The organism is Hydrogenophaga sp. PAMC20947 (assembly GCF_004795855.1).
Lineage (GTDB): Bacteria > Pseudomonadota > Gammaproteobacteria > Burkholderiales > Burkholderiaceae_C > Hydrogenophaga.
On sequence record NZ_CP039252.1, the window covers coordinates 2,170,858 to 2,186,228 of the forward strand.

General features: G+C 64.6%; 15 protein-coding genes. 10 read left to right on the forward strand and 5 right to left on the reverse strand.

Translation table 11 applies throughout. From position 1 onward, the window contains the following. Positions 1–163: 163 nt before the first annotated feature. From mutS to E5678_RS09640, 4 genes are all read left to right on the forward strand, one after another. Positions 164–2,848, forward strand: coding sequence for a DNA mismatch repair protein MutS (gene mutS, locus E5678_RS09625; protein ID WP_136180717.1), 2,685 nt, complete (start codon positions 164–166; stop codon positions 2,846–2,848). Then, positions 2,845–3,672 carry a proteasome-type protease gene (locus E5678_RS09630; protein WP_136178321.1) on the forward strand — a complete coding sequence of 276 codons (828 nt, stop codon included), beginning with the start codon at positions 2,845–2,847 and terminating at the stop codon, positions 3,670–3,672. The genes mutS and E5678_RS09630 overlap by 4 nt, the downstream gene beginning before the upstream one ends. 70 nt (positions 3,673–3,742) lie before the next feature. Then, positions 3,743–4,570 (forward strand): alpha/beta hydrolase, encoded by an 828-nt coding sequence (locus E5678_RS09635; RefSeq protein WP_136178322.1) that lies wholly within the window; start codon positions 3,743–3,745, stop codon positions 4,568–4,570. Positions 4,571–4,731: 161 nt separating this feature from the next. Further along, positions 4,732–6,678 (forward strand): PAS domain S-box protein, encoded by a 1,947-nt coding sequence (locus E5678_RS09640; protein ID WP_136178323.1) that lies wholly within the window; start codon positions 4,732–4,734, stop codon positions 6,676–6,678. A 33-nt stretch (positions 6,679–6,711) separates the two neighbouring features. Here E5678_RS09640 and E5678_RS09645 read toward each other — a convergent pair whose 3' ends face one another. The 3 genes from E5678_RS09645 to E5678_RS09655 form a co-directional block, all read right to left on the reverse strand. Beyond that, on the reverse strand, positions 6,712–8,043 hold the full coding sequence (locus E5678_RS09645) for an MFS transporter (RefSeq protein WP_136178324.1): 1,332 nt from the start codon (positions 8,041–8,043) through the stop codon (positions 6,712–6,714). Then, complete coding sequence (locus tag E5678_RS09650; RefSeq protein ID WP_136178325.1) at positions 8,040–8,864, reverse strand: undecaprenyl-diphosphate phosphatase; 825 nt, start codon at positions 8,862–8,864, stop codon at positions 8,040–8,042. The genes E5678_RS09645 and E5678_RS09650 overlap by 4 nt, the downstream gene beginning before the upstream one ends. Before the next feature lie 109 nt (positions 8,865–8,973). Next, positions 8,974–9,561 carry a DUF1439 domain-containing protein gene (locus E5678_RS09655; RefSeq protein ID WP_168708526.1) on the reverse strand — a complete coding sequence of 196 codons (588 nt, stop codon included), beginning with the start codon at positions 9,559–9,561 and terminating at the stop codon, positions 8,974–8,976. A 286-nt stretch (positions 9,562–9,847) separates the two neighbouring features. Between E5678_RS09655 and E5678_RS09660 the strand changes: the two genes are divergently transcribed. The 5 genes from E5678_RS09660 to E5678_RS09680 all read left to right on the forward strand — a co-directional run bounded on the left by E5678_RS09660 (position 9,848) and on the right by E5678_RS09680 (position 13,342). Then, positions 9,848–10,279: a DUF2306 domain-containing protein gene (locus E5678_RS09660; protein WP_136178327.1), complete on the forward strand. Its 432-nt coding sequence runs from the start codon at positions 9,848–9,850 to the stop codon at positions 10,277–10,279. A 25-nt stretch (positions 10,280–10,304) separates the two neighbouring features. Continuing rightward, positions 10,305–10,862, forward strand: a complete 558-nt coding sequence (locus tag E5678_RS09665; RefSeq protein WP_136178328.1) for a DUF6622 family protein — start codon at positions 10,305–10,307, stop codon at positions 10,860–10,862. 34 nt (positions 10,863–10,896) lie between these two features. Continuing rightward, a complete protein-coding gene (locus tag E5678_RS09670) occupies positions 10,897–11,214 on the forward strand; it encodes a 2TM domain-containing protein (RefSeq protein ID WP_136178329.1) in 318 nt (105 codons plus the stop codon). A gap of 113 nt (positions 11,215–11,327) precedes the next feature. Then, positions 11,328–12,467 carry a histidine kinase gene (locus tag E5678_RS09675; protein ID WP_247596969.1) on the forward strand — a complete coding sequence of 380 codons (1,140 nt, stop codon included), beginning with the start codon at positions 11,328–11,330 and terminating at the stop codon, positions 12,465–12,467. A gap of 14 nt (positions 12,468–12,481) precedes the next feature. After that, positions 12,482–13,342 carry a LytTR family DNA-binding domain-containing protein gene (locus tag E5678_RS09680; RefSeq protein WP_247596970.1) on the forward strand — a complete coding sequence of 287 codons (861 nt, stop codon included), beginning with the start codon at positions 12,482–12,484 and terminating at the stop codon, positions 13,340–13,342. Between the two features lie 59 nt (positions 13,343–13,401). On the opposite strand, the gene E5678_RS22625 is transcribed toward E5678_RS09680, so the two are convergent. Further along, on the reverse strand, positions 13,402–13,875 hold the full coding sequence (locus tag E5678_RS22625) for a hypothetical protein (protein WP_348770377.1): 474 nt from the start codon (positions 13,873–13,875) through the stop codon (positions 13,402–13,404). A 131-nt stretch (positions 13,876–14,006) separates the two neighbouring features. Here E5678_RS22625 and E5678_RS09690 point away from each other — a divergent pair, with 131 nt between their 5' ends. After that, a complete protein-coding gene (locus E5678_RS09690) occupies positions 14,007–14,633 on the forward strand; it encodes a DUF924 family protein (protein ID WP_136178331.1) in 627 nt (208 codons plus the stop codon). A 48-nt stretch (positions 14,634–14,681) separates the two neighbouring features. On the opposite strand, the gene E5678_RS09695 is transcribed toward E5678_RS09690, so the two are convergent. Further along, entirely contained in the window at positions 14,682–15,095 is a 414-nt protein-coding gene (locus E5678_RS09695; RefSeq protein WP_136178332.1) for a hypothetical protein, read from the reverse strand. Between the last annotated feature and the right edge of the window lie 276 nt (positions 15,096–15,371).

Sequence of the window (15,371 nt, forward strand, 5' to 3'; positions counted from 1 at the left end):
TTGGCACCACAATGGCGCCTCAGACACAGCACACCCAAGCCACCGCGCTCGCACTGCACCTCTTGAGGTTGGGTGCCAGCCAAACTGACCAGGAAGACCGGCGTTGAATCGCGATACCAGCACCCGCACGACAGACAGCGAATCGCTGGCCCGTCACACCCCCATGATGCAGCAGTACCTCGCCCTCAAGGCGGGGTATCCCAACACCCTGGTGTTCTACCGCATGGGGGATTTTTACGAGCTCTTCTTCGGTGATGCCGAAAAGGCGGCGCGCCTGCTCGACATCACGCTGACCCAGCGCGGCCAGTCGGCCGGGTCGCCCGTGGTCATGGCGGGCATCCCGTTTCACGCGCTCGACAACTACCTGGCCCGGCTGATCAAGCTGGGCGAGTCCGCGGCCATCTGTGAGCAAGTGGGCGATGTGGCCACATCCAAGGGCCCGGTCGAGCGCAAGGTCATGCGGGTCGTCACCCCGGGCACGCTGACCGACTCCGAGCTCCTGTCAGACAAATCCGAAGCCCTGCTGATGGCGGTGCACCCTGGTGCACGCACGGGTTGCGGCCTGGCCTGGATGTCGGTCACACAGGGCATCGTCTTCCTGGCCCAGTGCGCCAGCGACGAATTGGCCGACTGGATGGCCCGCATCGCCCCTGGAGAAGTGCTTTACAGCGCCGAGGTCAGCCCCGCATTTGAAAAATCCGTCCAGTCCCTGGCCTCGCAGCAAGGCGTCGGTGGCACCCGCATGGTGGCCGTGCTGCGCCCGGCCTGGGCCTTTGACAGCGGGCTGGGCGAGCGCAAACTGCTGGAGCAGTTGCAAACCGCCAGCCTCGCCGCCTGGGATGCCCAGGCCCTCACCGACGCCCACGCGGCGGCGGCTGCGTTGCTGGAATACGCCGAGCACACCCAGGGGCGCGCGCTCACACACGTCAAGAGCCTGCAAGTGGCGCACAACGACGAGCTGATCGACTTGCCTTCGACCACACGCCGCAACCTTGAACTCACGCAAACCCTGCGAGGCGAGAGCAGCCCCACCCTGCTGTCGCTGCTCGATGTCTGCCACACCGGCATGGGCAGCCGGCAGCTGCGCACCTGGCTGCTCGAGCCGGCGCGTGACCGGGGCCCGGCGCGTGCCCGCCTTGCGGCGCTCGGTGTGTTGCGTCAGGGGCTGGGTCAGCGCCTGCGCCAGTCACTCAAAGGCGCCAGCGATGTCGAACGCATCACGGCCCGCACCGCCCTGCGCCAGGTGCGCCCCCGCGAACTGGTGGGCCTGGGCCTGACCCTCGCGCGGGCCGCCGAGCTGGCCCAGGGCCTCGCCCAAGAGCTGTCCGCCGACACAGCACCCGTACTGCTCAGCAAGCTGGGCAACGACCTGATTCCTCCCGAGCGGTGTGCATCCCTGCTGCGCAGCGCCTTGCATGCCGAGCCAGCCGCCCTGGTGCGCGACGGTGGCGTGATCGCCGATGGTTTCGACGCCGAACTCGATGAGCTGCGCGCCATCCAGAACAACTGCGACGGTTTTCTGATCGACCTCGAAACCCGCGAGCGCGAGCGCACCGGCATCACCAACCTGCGGGTGCAGTTCAACAAGGTCCATGGTTTCTACATCGAAGTCTCACAAGGCCAGGTCAGCAAGGTGCCCGACGACTACCGCCGCCGGCAAACCCTCAAAAACGCCGAGCGCTTCATCACGCCCGAACTCAAAGCCTTCGAAGACAAAGCCCTGTCGGCCCAGGAACGCGCTTTGGCGCGGGAGAAATGGCTGTTTGAAAACCTGCTCGACGAACTGCAGGCCTTCATCCCCGACCTCACCCGTCTGGCGCGCGCCATCGCGGCGCTCGATGCCCTGTGTGCGCTGGCCGAGCGTTCGCTCACGCTGCAGTGGCACGAGCCCCAGTTCGTCAACGAACCCTGCATCGAAATTCGGGGCGGGCGCCACCCCGTGGTGGAAGCGCGGCTCAACGAAACCACCGGCGGCAGCTTCATCGCCAACGACACCCTCATGGGCGCCAAGCAACGCATGCAGGTCATCACCGGCCCCAACATGGGCGGCAAGAGCACCTACATGCGCCAGGTCGCGGTGATCGTCTTGCTCGCCAGCATGGGCAGCTACGTCCCAGCCGAGAGCTGCCGACTCGGCCCCATCGACGCCATCCACACGCGCATTGGCGCCGCCGACGATCTGGCCAACGCCCAGTCGACCTTCATGGTGGAAATGACCGAAGCCGCGCAAATCCTCAACGCGGTCACGTCCAAGGAAGCGCCGGGCCGCCCCAAGCTTCCTGTCCTCCCTCGGGGGGAGGACCGGGCTCAGCCCGGTCCAGGGGGCGCCTATTCACTGGTGCTGATGGACGAAATTGGCCGCGGCACATCCACCTTTGACGGCCTGGCGCTGGCCGGCGGCATTGCGGCCCACCTGCACGACAAAGCCAAGGCCTTCACCCTGTTTGCCACCCACTATTTCGAGCTCACCGAATTCCCCGCGCAACACCACGCCGCCATCAATGTGCACGTGAGCGCGGTGGAGGGCAGCGGCAAGGCCAACATCGTCTTCCTGCACCAGATCGAGCCCGGGCCCGCCAGCCGCAGCTACGGCATTCAGGTTGCCCGGCTGGCCGGCGTGCCCACATCGGTGGTGCAACACGCCCGCCACGCACTGGCCGCGCTGGAAAACCAGAGCAGCCAGAACCGCGATCAGGTCGACCTCTTTGCCCCGCCGCCGGTGAGCGAAGCGCCCGAAGCACATCCCCTGCAGACCGCCCTGTCAGGCATCGATCCCGACGCCCTGTCACCGCGCGAAGCGCTGGAACAGCTCTACACCCTCAAAAAACTCGCCCAATCCACCACATGACTTATTGCGTCGCCGTCAAACTCAACGCCGGCATGGTGTTCCTCTCCGACTCGCGCACCAATGCCGGGCTCGACCAGATCAGCACGTTCCGGAAAATGATCGTCTACGAAAAGACAGGCGATCGTTTCATGTGCCTGCTCTCGGCCGGCAACCTGTCGATCTCCCAGTCGGTGCGGGAAATCCTGCAGACCGAAGAACTCGCTGACCACAACGGTGGCGAACCCATCACCATCTGGAATGCCAAAAGCATGTTCGACGCTGTGCGGGTGCTCGGCGCCGCCGTTCGCCATGTGCACGAACGCGACGGCGACGCGCTGCGAAGCGCCGGGCTGGACTTCAATGTGTCCATGGTTTTTGGTGGCCAGATCAAAGGCGAAGGCATGCGCCTGTTTCAGGTGTATTCAGCGGGCAACTTCATCGAAGCCACCGCCGAAACCCCTTTCTTCCAGCTGGGCGAATCCAAATACGGCAAGCCCGTGCTCGACCGCGTGATCACCCCCCAGACACCGCTGGACGAGGCCGCCAAGTGTGTGCTGGTTTCCATGGACTCCACACTCAAATCCAACCTCTCGGTGGGCCTGCCGCTGGACATGGTGGTGTACGAAGCCAACCAGCTGCAAAGCGACAAAGTCACCTGCATCGACGAAAACAACCCCTACTTTCGCATGCTGCACAGCAGCTGGGGCCAAAAGCTGCGGGAAGTCTTTGACAGCATCGAAGACCCCACCTGGGACGCCAGCCCCACCGAAGTCCCCCTGATGGGCGGCGCCTCACGCCACCAGCCCCTGCGCAAAATCACCAACGCGACAGAAAAACTGGTCTGAGACCCTCATGCTCGGCGGCGACTGGTGCGAGCGTGCCCGTCAACGCGTGTTCGCTTCACCTTCTGCCTCCATGTCCCTCGTTATTTTTTCCCACGCCAACAGCTTTCCGGCCAGCACCTACGGGGTGCTGTTCAAGTCGTTGCGTGCCCGCGGCTTTGCCGTGCGCGCGCCCGACATGCTGGGCCACGACCCCAACTACCCGGTCACCAGCAACTGGCCCCATGTCGTGCAGCAGGTGGCCGATTTCGCCAGTGCTGAAATCCAGCGCCAGGGCGAGCCCGCCTGGCTGGTGGGGCATTCGCTGGGCGGTTTCCTGAGCCTCATGTGCGCCGCGCGCCACCCCGAGCTGGGCGGGCGTGCGGTGCGCGGTGTGGTCTTGCTGGATTCGCCTGTGATTGGTGGCTGGCGCGCCCGCACGCTCGAACTCGCCAAACGCACCCAGCTCGTGGGCTCCATCTCACCGGGCAAGGTGAGCCGCCGGCGCCGCAACAGCTGGGCCGATACCGAAGCGGTTTTCCAGCATTTCTCCAGCAAGCCCGCCTTCGCGCGCTGGGACCCTCAGGTTTTGCGCGATTACATCGACCACGGCACCCACGATGTCGAAGGCAAACGCGTGCTTTGCTTTGACCGCGACGTGGAAACGCTGATCTACAACACCCTGCCCCACAACCTCGACCGGCTGCTGCGCCGCAAGCCCTTGCAATGCCCGGTGGGCTTCATTGGGGGCACGGCTTCGCTGGAGATGAAGCAGGTGGGCATGTCCATGACCCACAAAGTGGTCGGTCGCCAACACCCCGAGCGCATGCTCATGGTTGAAGGCAGCCACCTGTTCCCCATGGAAAAACCCCAGGAAACAGCGGCGGCCATTGAAACGCTGCTGAAAACCCTGGCCGGTTGAGTCGCCTGCCTCGCGCAGGCGACAAGGCCCGAATTTCCCCTGTTTCCCGACGCCAACAGCCCGCTTAAACGCGAATAAGCAGGAAAAATCCCGCCAATGGGCTTCAGGGACACCGGAGCAACCCACCAAAGGCCCCGTCCTAGGTAACATGTGCCCAACACATGAGTTCCTCTAACCGTCAGGCTCCTTCACGCTGGCAGTCCGCTTGGCGCCGGCTGCTGGACAACGAACCCCGCACGCACCCCCTCTGGCTGCGCTGGAGCGCGGCGGTGGCGTTGACCTTGCTTGCCGTCTGGTTGCGATTGCAGATCAGCTCACCCGAATCGGGCGCCCGTTTTGCGACCCTGTCATTGGCCGTGACCGTGTCTACCTTGTTTGGTGGCGTGTCGTCGGGCCTGATCAGCACCGCCCTCGCCATGCTGCTGGCGAATTTCGCCATGATCGCGCCGCTGGGCCAGATGGCGGTCAGCAACCCGGTGGAGGCGTTCTGGCTCAACCTCACCTTCCTGATCACGCAGCTGGTGGTGATCGGTGCCATCTGGGTCATGCAACAGCGCAACCGCCGCATGCACGACCTCAAGCGTGAACTCACGAGCAGCCAGAAAAAATTTCTGGACACCTTCGAACATGCGGCCGCCGGCATCACCCACGTGGGCCTGGGCGGCGAGCTGCTGGCCGTCAACCAGACCTTCTGCCAGCTGGTGGGCTACAGCGAAGCGGAGCTGCGCCAACTGACCTTCCAGGACATCACCCACCCAGACGATATCGCCGATGACGTCGGGCTGCTGCACCAGGCCGTCCAGGGCTTGCGCACCCAATACACGCTCGAAAAACGCTACATCCACCGCCAGGGTCATCAGATCTGGGCGCAGGTCACCGTGGCCTTGATGCTCAAAGCCCAAGGCCAACCCGACTACTTCATCTCGGTGGTGCAAGACATCTCGGCCGTCAAAGCCACAGAAGAAGCGCTGCGCACCAGTGAACGGCTGATGCAGCGAGCACAAGCGGTGGGCGCGCTGCTCACCTGGGAATGCGACATCGCGGAGCAGCGCTTTCGCACCTTTGGCAAGATCTATCCTTGGCTGGACCCGTCCGCCAACCAGTTCGAGGCCGAAGGCATTCTGGCAAAAGTCCATCCCGACGACCATGTCCGCCTGAAGGCCGAATGGGCGCAGGCGATCAAGGGTCGCGGCAACTACCAGGGCCTGTACCGGGGGCGTCCGGGCAGCAGAATTCAGTGGTTCACGGTGACCGCCGACTTCGAGCGCGATGAACGCGGCCGCGCCTTGCGCGCGCTGGGTGTGACGCAAGACGTGAGCAAGCAAAAACTCGCCGAGCTCGAGATTAAGCACCTCAACGCATCGCTGGAGCAGCGCATCCAGGATCGCACGCACGAGCTGAAAGACGCCTACAACGAACTCGAAAGCTATTCCTATGCGGTGGCCCATGACCTGCGCTCACCGCTGCGCATCATCAATGGCTTTGCACAAGCGCTGCAAGAAGACAACCCCGCCTTGAACGAATCCAGCGTCACCCACCTTCAGCGCATCCGCAATGCCAGCCAGAAAATGGGGCAGCTGATCGACGGGCTGCTGACGCTGTCCCAATACGCGCGGGGCCAGGTGACCCGCCACCCGGTCAACTTGAGCGTGGTGGCCACGCGCTTGCTGGAAGAAATGGCCAGTGACGAACCTCACCGCAACGTTGACTGGCAGGTCGAACCCGGACTGCTGATCCAGGCCGACCCGCCTTTGATTGAAGCGCTGATGCAAAACCTGCTGGGCAACGCCTGGAAATACACCATGCGCACAACCGAAGCCCGCATCCGTGTCTACAGCGAAGTGGATGCGCAGGGACAGCCCCGCTACTGCGTCAGCGACAACGGCGCCGGATTCGACATGGCGCATGCAGGCAAGCTGTTCCAGCCCTTTCAGCGTTTGCACATGCCCCACGAATTTGCCGGGCTGGGCGTGGGCCTGGCCACCGCCCGGCGCATCGTGGTGCGACACAGCGGTGAGCTGAGCGCCGTGGGTGAGCCCGGTCGAGGGGCCCAGTTCGGTTTCACCCTGCCCTCAGCGCCTTCAGCGGCCGACCATCCCGCCCCCTGAAGTCTGAAGTGGTCGGGCCTGTGCAGAAAAGGCTCAGGCTCCGTGCCCGGTTGGCGCTTCCGCCGGCGACGGCCCGTCTCCGCTGACCGGATCGGGCGACACCGTATCGGTCCGCGGATCCATGTGCAACACCGCTTGCGAACCACCGCCCATCAGCACGAAGTCTGCCTTCTCTTCGTTCGGCACCGCCGCTGGCGCCGCCCTGAAGCGCTTGATGGCATACAAGGCCAGCGAGGCCATCACCGCTGAATAAAACAGCATCAGGCTGGAAGGCCCGGCGATGTCCATCGCCACACCGGCCACCACCGGTCCGATGGCGGCACCGATGCCATGAATCAACAGCAAACCGCCGGTGAACTCCACCAGCCGTGCCGAGTCGATCTGGTCGTTCACGTGGGCCACGCACAAACCGTAAATGGCAAAAATCAACCCGCCCAAGACGACCGCCAAGGGAATCAGGGCGGCCGTCGAAATGCCGGTCAGCACGTAACCCAGGCCTGTGACCGCCGCGCCGAGAATGCAGACCCACATCAACACAATGCGCCGATCGTGGGTGTCCGAGTAGTGGCCCACTGGCCACTGAAACACCGCCCCACCCAAGATCGCCGCCGCGATGAACGAGGCGACCTCGGCGTCGGAGAAACCCACCGACTTGCCGAACACCGAACTCATGCCGTAAAAAGCCCCGGTGATCAGGCCTGAGGCCAGGGCCGCAGCCATGCCAATCGGCGAAGCCTCGTAGAGGTTGCGCAAACTGAGCGTGGGCGCGTCCACGGGCGGTGGCTCGTCCACCTCGGTCATGGTGATGGGCAGCAAGGCAAACGAAAACATCACCGACACCATGGCAAACGGGACAAAGCCCAGGCGGTCACCCACCAGGATCAACCACTGACCCAAAGCCAGCGCAACGAAATTGACCGCCATGTACACGGCGAACAAACGGCCACGCAAAGCGTTGGGCGCCAGGGCATTGAGCCAGCTCTCGAGCACGATGTAGAGACCCACCATGCACACGCCGGTGACAAAACGCAGCAGCCCCCAGAACCAGGGATCGATCCAGAGCGCATGCAAGATGGGCATGGTCGAAGCCAGTGAGGCCATGGCGGCAAACGCCCGGATATGCCCCACCCGCCGGATCACCACCGGGCATGCGTAGGTGCCCGCCACAAAGCCCACAAAGTAGGCCGAGGTGACCAGGCCCAGTGTGATGGTGGAGAAATCGGCCAGGCCAGCGCGCAAGCCCAGCACCGAAAACAGCAGGCCCACCCCGACCACCAGCAAGCCCACACCCGACAACAAAGCCGACAGGCGCCACAGCAGCGGTCCCACCGAAGGGATGGCTTCGAGTTGTGCTCCCAATTTCATGCGGACCACTCTACCCAGCCCATGGAGGCTGTCAACAGAATCAGGCAGCCAAAGGCGATGCGGTACCAGGCGAAGGGCACAAAGCTGTGGTTGGCGATATAGCGCAGCAACCAGCGGATGCACAGCCAGGCGCTCAGAAAGGCAAACAGCAAGCCCACGGCAAACACCGGAATATCGGCCGCCGAGAGCAGCGCCCGGTCTTTGTACAGGCTGTAAAAGCCCGCCCCGATCAGGGTGGGAATGGCGAGGTAAAAGCTGAAATCAATGGCGGCTTTGCGCGACAGGCCCAGCAGCATGCCGCCAATGATGGTCGAGCCGCTGCGGCTGGTGCCCGGCACCAGCGCCAGGCACTGCACCAGGCCCAGCTTGAGCGCATCCCAGGGCGTCATTTCATCCACCGACTGGATGCGGGCGTCTACGGAATTGCGCCGCTCGGCCCACAAAATGATGAAGCCACCCACGATAAAAGTGGTGGCCACCACCATCGGTGTGAACAAATGCATTTTGATGGCCTTGCCCAGCAAGAGCCCGAGCACCACGGCAGGCACAAAGGCTATCGCCACATTGAGCGCAAAGCGCTGCGCCTGCCGCTCGGAAGGCAGGCCCGCGATCGTGTCGCGGATACGCTGCCAATAAACAATGATCACCGCCAGAATCGCCCCCGTCTGGATCGCGATCTCAAACACCTTGGCGCGGTCGCCGGTGAAATCCAGCAGGCTGCCCGCCAGAATCAGGTGTCCGGTGGACGAAATCGGCAAGAACTCGGTCAAGCCCTCCACCACACCCATGACGGCGGCCTTGATCAACAACACTGTATCCATACCTGACCGCACCAGGGCGGCTCACAAAAACGAACAGGCCACCACTGGCCTGATTCATACGCCTATGGTATCCGCAGCCTGAGCAGGCGCAGCCCCTTAAGCCCGCCGCTCAGCGTTTGACCGGATCCAGCTGCAGCCGCAGTCCGCCCGGCACCACCTTCAACACACCCGGCTGGTAACCCAAACCATCAACCCGGCGCAGTTCTTCGGGTTTGAACTGGTGCACCACCAGATCTTGCAGCATCGTCTCCGCGATCTGGGTACCCGCCCCCCGAAGCTGCTGGGCATAGGAAACCGGCGCACCCGAGAGCTGGAAGCCCTCCATGCGAACCTGGTCCAGCCGCACCGTCTGGTCGCTCGCCTGGTAGCGCAAGCCGTAGCTCAGCTCCAGCTGCCCGCTCCAGGGGGCCCTGCTGCTCAGCACCGTGCTCGCCGCATAGTTCAGGCGGGTGCCGATCCGGTTTTCATCCGGCATCAGGCGCAGCTGGGGCTCTGACAGCGATACCTCGAACAGCTCCAGGTATTTTTTCTGCACCGGAAACTGCCTGGCCACCAGGGCCAGCAAACGGGCTTCTGAAACATCCACCTCGCGCGGGCCCGAGCCCATGCCCGAGCAGGCCGACAACACCGACGACGCCGCCAATGCCCCAACCAGCGCCAGCGTCAACCCCAGCTTTCGACGATGCCATTGCTTCATGAAAAAACCCGTTCTCTCTGAAATGCTTGAAACCCGGCGCGCGCAGCAGCGCCGGAACTGTGCCCATTGTAGAAACCGGCGCAACGCTTGAGTCCCCATTTTCTTCGGTCTGCGCACCTGTTCCTTGATCGCCGCTGCCGCCATTCGCGCCCACCGGCTGCCATTTCGCGCCACAGACCCGGCGATTCATCGCAAACCGCTGGCCCGCGCCAGCCGCTGCGGCCACAGTGACACCAACAAACGAAAGCCCAACCCCCTCTCAACACACCCCACGGAGCCCACCCCCATGCAAATGTCCCCCGTCATCGCCATCCACCTCAGCGCCGCGCTGGGCGCTCTGGTGCTTGGCCCCGTGGCCCTGTGGGCCCGCCGGGGCAACCAGGCCAAAGTCGCCGCCACCCAGCGCCCCCGCCTGCACCGCGCCGCCGGCTACGCCTGGGTCACCCTCATGCTCATGACCGCCGTCTCGGCCATCTTCATCCGCGATTTCAAGTTGCCCAATATTGCCGGCTACACGCCCATCCACATCCTGGTTCCGGTGGTGTTTGGCAGCCTGTTCATGGCGTTTCGCGCGCTGCTGCGCGGCCAGATCGACCAGCACCGCGGTTGGATGGTGCGCCTGTATGTCAGCGCCGGCATAGGCGCTGGGGTGTTCACCCTGTTGCCCACCCGCTTTCTCGGTCAACTGGTCTGGGGCCAGTGGCTGGGCTTGCTTTGAAAGACCTGTTCCTGAGGAGCCCATCATGTTGATTTCACTGCTCGTCCAACACCCCGAAGCCCTGCCGTCCATCCTGGGGCGCACCCCCGCCTGGGTGTGGGGCCTGCTGATCGGCCTGATCGCGCTGGGCGTGAGCCAGTGCTTCGAACGCCGGGCCAGCATCGCCCGGGTCGCACTGCTGCCGATTTCCATGGCCTGCCTGTCGGTCTTCAGTCTGGGCGCTGCACTCATGGCCTCGACCAGCGGCCTTGCCGCGCTGGTGGTCTGGTCGCTCGCCGCCGCCGTCAGCGCCGGTGTCGCCATGGCATGGCGCACCGCGCCGCCAGCAGGTACCCGCTACAACGCCAGCAGCCGCCAGTTCAACCTGCCCGGCAGCCCCGTGCCCCTGTTGCTCATTCTGGCGATTTTCTTCACCAAATACACCGTCGCCATCGAGCTGGCCATGCAACCCGGCCTGATTCAAAACGCCAGCTTCGCGCTCTCATTGGCCGCCGTCTACGGCGTTTTCAACGGCATCTTCGCCGCTCGGGCCCTGCGGCTGTGGCGAATGGCGCGCCCCACCATGCAGGCCATCCCAGCCTGATCCTCCCAACCCCCTTCGACCCAGGAGCTTGACCATGAACACCCAGCCCTCATTCGCCCAATCGGCCCCGCTCTCAGCCCCTCTCTCGGCCCACCACATCGAAGCCCTCGCCACCCGGCGCGTGAAAGCCAAGCTCGGCTGGTACCACCATGCCACCGTCTACGCCTGTGTGATCGGCGGCCTGGCTTTGATCGGCCTGTGGCAAGGCCGCGCCTGGCCGCTGGCCCCCGCCTTGGGCTGGGGTCTGGGCCTGGCGGTACATGCTTTCGTCGCTTTCGGCCCGCGCTTCGGCGAGTCCATGAAAGCGAAGATGCTGCAAACCGAGCGCGAGCGCCTGATGAACCGGCATTGAACCGCCGCCGCAAACCCGGGGACCCTCCGCAACACCTCCGCATCACCTCCGCCAGGCGCGCCACGGGTTGTGCAATGGGTGCCTAGAATCAACTGAAACGCGCTCCAGCCCCCATGCACACCCCCAACTTCATCAACCGCTGGCTCCCGCCCGAAACCCACCGTGGTCTGCTGCGGCGCGGCCTGATCGTGTGGGCGGTGGCCCTGGGCATCGCGGTGATGAACTGGTTCAACAAACCCAGCTTCGGGTCCATGTCCGAAGCGCTGGTGTACAGCTACGCCATCAGCACCGCCATCTGGTTCTTCACCGATCCCCTGCGCATCGCCGCGCACGGTTGGCTGCGGCTGCCAGCCCCGAATTACTGGGCCCTGAACGCGCGCAGCACGACCTGGTTCTTTTGCAGTGCTGTGCTCGGCTATGCGTTGGGCACCTGGATCGGTGACCTCTACGCCCATGTCTCAACCTTTTCCTTGCTCACCCAATCGCCCAGGCGTTTCTGGGGCTTCCTCGCCAGCTCCCTGGCCATCAGCGTGGGCTTCCTGTTCTTTTTCTACCAGCGTGAAAAAGCGCAATCGCTGCAGCGCCAGGCCACCGAAGCCCGCCTGCGGCTGCTGGAAACCCAGCTTGAACCCCACATGCTGTTCAACACGCTGGCCAACCTGCGGGCGCTGATCACGGTCGATCAAGAAAAAGCCGTGGACATGCTGGACCGCCTCAACGGCTACCTGCGCGCCACCTTGCGCGCATCCCGCAGCGATCAAGCCCCGCAACGCCCCCACACCCTGCAAGACGAGTTCGAGCGACTGGACGACTACCTCGCGCTCATGTCGGTGCGCATGGGCGAGCGCCTGCGCCACACCCTCACACTCCCGCCCGAGCTCGCCCGCCACCCCCTGCCGCCGCTGCTGCTGCAACCCCTGGTCGAAAACGCCATTCGCCACGGACTGGAGCCCCACGTGAACGGCGGCGAGATCCAGGTCTCCGCACAGGCCATCGGCAAAGAACTGGTGCTCACGGTGAATGACACCGGCGCCGGCTGCCTCGCCGTGCCCGGCGGCAATGGCAACGGTAGCGCCAACGGCCACAGCAACGGATCGGGATTCGGCCTTGCCCAGGTGCGCGAGCGGCTGCTCACCGCCTTTGGCCCGGCGCCCCAGCAGGCCGATCGCCTGGAATGGCACAGCGTGCCCCAGCAAGGCACCCGCATCACGCTCCACCTGCCCCTCGACACGTCGGCCCTGCTGCCCGTTTGAAGGCTTTGAACACCTTGAACACCTCAAGCACGTTGAACACCCCCTCCCACCCCACCGCCCTGATCGCCGAAGACGAGCCCCTGCTCGCCGCCGCGCTGCAAGCCGAGCTGAAAAAGGCATGGCCGACGCTCGATGTGATCGCCGTGGTGGGCAACGGCCAGGCCGCCGTGGACCAGGCGCTGGCCTTGAAGCCCGACGTGGTGTTTCTCGACATCCGCATGCCCGGCCTCACCGGCCTGGAAGCCGCCGCCGAGCTGGCCGACGAATGGCCGTCCGGCGAGGCGGGCGCCCCGCCCTTTCCTGCGCTGGTGTTTGTCACCGCCTACGACGAATACGCCTTGCAGGCGTTTGAAGCGCAGGCCATGGACTATGTGTTGAAGCCAGTGCAAGCCGAGCGCCTGGCGCGCACCGCGCAGCGGCTTCAGGCCGCGCTGGCCCAACGGCGGTCTGGCCCTTCGCCGGGGCGGCCCGAAGCCGCTGGCATGGACGCCACTCTGGCCCAGCTCCGCGCCCTGCTGGCCGGGCCCGAAACGCAGGCGGCGAGTGAACGCCTCCAAGTGATCCAGGCCAGCGTGGGCAACAGCATCCGCATGGTGCCGCTGGGCGAAGTCCTGGTGTTCGAGGCGGCCGACAAATACGTGCGTGTGCTCACCGAATCCAGCGAATACCTGATCCGCACCGCGCTCAAAGAGCTGTTGCCCCAGCTCGATCCGGCGGTGTTCTGGCAAGTGCACCGGGGCACCGTGGTGCGGGCCGACGCCATTGACAGCGTGCAGCGCGACGAAGCCGGCCGCACACGCCTGCGTTTGCGTGCCCGGGGCGGCGAGCAGTACGCCGTCAGCCGGGTCTACGCACAGCGCTTTCGCGCCATGTAGCCGTATTCAACTGCGATCGACCACCATCGGTCTCAAGTCGGTCTGAAGTCGGCCATCAATCAATCGTTGTCGCGGTGGCCCCGGTGGTTGCCCCGGTTGCCGTGGCGGCGATCCTCGCGGTCGTGCCTGCGCTCATGGCGCGCGCGGCGGCGCTCTTCCCAGCGGTTGTGTCGGTCGTGGCGGTAGTAGCGGTCGTCCCGGTACCCGTAGTCACCCACATAAACCACCGGCGCCTGCTCCACATACACCGGGCGCGGACGGCGATGGCCCGGGTACACCACCACCGGCGCTTGCTCGATATACACCGGGCGCGGATGCACCACCACGCGTGGTGGCGGGGCATTGGACACCCCCACCGATACGCCAGGGGAATCGACCCCCACCGACCAGTACACATCGCGGGCCTGTGCCGTGCTGGCGCCCGCCGACAGCGCCCAGCCGCCGGCGGCCAGAGCCGCCACCGCAAGGCCGCGCGCCAGGGCAGACGAGCGGCGCCAGGCAGAGAAAAAGGACATGGAATGTTGTGTCGTCATGTAAGGTCTCCTGTGATCGGCTTCCAAATCGGTCACCATGGGGCTATTACAGCCAAATTGTGTAAAGACCGTGTGTTTCCCCGGTAAGGATCTCGTTGCCAAACGTAACGCCTCAAGGAGGGCCCCCCGCCATGACCCATCCCGCATCCCACCTGCCACCCGTTGCCGCCGAAGTGCTCCACTACTGGCTGGCAGACGGCCTTGAAGGCGACTGGCCCAGTACCCCGCTGGACAAACGCTGGTTCGGCGGCGGTGTCGAACAAGACGTTGAAATCGACGCGCAGTTCGGCTCGCTGGTGGCCGCAGCCCTGGATGGCGATCTGGTCGACTGGGAGCACAGCCCGCTCACCCGGCTGGCCCTGGTGATCGTGCTCGACCAGTTCACGCGCAACGTCTACCGCGGCAAGGCCCAGGCTTTCAAAGGCGATGTGCGGGCGCAAAAGCTGGTGTTGCAGGCCCTGGCGTTGGAACAGGACCAGGAACTGCCCCGCGCGGGCCGTGTGTTTTTGTACATGCCGCTGATGCACGCCGAAAACCGGGCCTTGCAAGACGAATGCGTGAGCCGGTTTGAAGCCCTGGTCAACGGCAGTCCACCCGCGCTGAGCGAAACCCTGCAAGGCAATTTGCGCTTCGCCCGGGAACACCGCGAGATCATCCAGCGCTTTGGCCGCTTCCCTTACCGCAACGGGGTGCTGGGCCGCAAGAGCACCCCTGAGGAAATCGAGTTTTTGAAAAGCGGGCCGCGCTTCGGTCAGTGACGCTTTGAAGCAATGGGCCAGTGAACAAGCCCTGCGCCGGGCGGGTGGTCAGCCCAGCAGCGAAATGCCTCTGAGCAACGCAAAACCCCAGACCAGCGCCACACCCAGCACCAGCCCGGCGGCAAACCACCGGCCCACCGGCTGGCGCGTTTGCGCCCGCACAGCGCGGGTGGGTGGCATGGGCCGGTTGGCCGCCCAGCTGCTCTCCAGCAACTGAGAGGGTGCCGGCGGCACAGGGGCCTCGCCTTCTGTGCCCAGGCGGGTGGGGCTGCCCGGCATGGCCCAGGTGGCCCACAGCGAGTGGGCCTGGGCGGCCACAATGCCGCCGTTTTCTACCGCCGACTCCACGTCGCGCCAATTGATCTGCACGCGCACCGAAGGCAAGAACACGTCTTCGGCGTGGGTCTCAAGCCAACGCGTGTGTTCCGTCTCGGGAAAGGTATCGGGATTGTCTTTTTTCATGAAGAGCGTGCTTTCGGGCAAGAGTTTCCCACAGGCGATACCTTAATCGAAAGTGGACACCGCTGAAACACTTTCCAACACGGCCCAACAACAGGCCCATCAACAGCCAGGCAGTCCCCCGGGTCGCCAACACCGAACGCGCCCGCAATCCGCCGGTGGCCACCATCAAGCCGCCGCAACGGGGCACCGCCTTTGCCGAGCGCAACGGCAAGGGCAACCCGGTCTTGGGCGCCTTTGGCCTTGTCTTTGTCCTTTTCCTTTGTGCTTGCGCGCCTG

Excerpts from the sequence above, each read along its gene's own strand:
- mutS (WP_136180717.1), top strand. The coding sequence starts at position 164 with ATGATGCAGCAGTACCTCGCCCTCAAGGCGGGGTATCCCAACACCCTG.
- E5678_RS09630 (WP_136178321.1), top strand. The coding sequence starts at position 2,845 with ATGACTTATTGCGTCGCCGTCAAACTCAACGCCGGCATGGTGTTCCTC.
- E5678_RS09635 (WP_136178322.1), top strand. The coding sequence starts at position 3,743 with ATGTCCCTCGTTATTTTTTCCCACGCCAACAGCTTTCCGGCCAGCACC.
- E5678_RS09640 (WP_136178323.1), top strand. The coding sequence starts at position 4,732 with ATGAGTTCCTCTAACCGTCAGGCTCCTTCACGCTGGCAGTCCGCTTGG.
- E5678_RS09645 (WP_136178324.1), bottom strand. The coding sequence starts at position 8,043 with ATGAAATTGGGAGCACAACTCGAAGCCATCCCTTCGGTGGGACCGCTG.
- E5678_RS09650 (WP_136178325.1), bottom strand. The coding sequence starts at position 8,864 with ATGGATACAGTGTTGTTGATCAAGGCCGCCGTCATGGGTGTGGTGGAG.
- E5678_RS09655 (WP_168708526.1), bottom strand. The coding sequence starts at position 9,561 with ATGAAGCAATGGCATCGTCGAAAGCTGGGGTTGACGCTGGCGCTGGTT.
- E5678_RS09660 (WP_136178327.1), top strand. The coding sequence starts at position 9,848 with ATGCAAATGTCCCCCGTCATCGCCATCCACCTCAGCGCCGCGCTGGGC.
- E5678_RS09665 (WP_136178328.1), top strand. The coding sequence starts at position 10,305 with ATGTTGATTTCACTGCTCGTCCAACACCCCGAAGCCCTGCCGTCCATC.
- E5678_RS09670 (WP_136178329.1), top strand. The coding sequence starts at position 10,897 with ATGAACACCCAGCCCTCATTCGCCCAATCGGCCCCGCTCTCAGCCCCT.
- E5678_RS09675 (WP_247596969.1), top strand. The coding sequence starts at position 11,328 with ATGCACACCCCCAACTTCATCAACCGCTGGCTCCCGCCCGAAACCCAC.
- E5678_RS22625 (WP_348770377.1), bottom strand. The coding sequence starts at position 13,875 with ATGACGACACAACATTCCATGTCCTTTTTCTCTGCCTGGCGCCGCTCG.
- E5678_RS09690 (WP_136178331.1), top strand. The coding sequence starts at position 14,007 with ATGACCCATCCCGCATCCCACCTGCCACCCGTTGCCGCCGAAGTGCTC.
- E5678_RS09695 (WP_136178332.1), bottom strand. The coding sequence starts at position 15,095 with ATGAAAAAAGACAATCCCGATACCTTTCCCGAGACGGAACACACGCGT.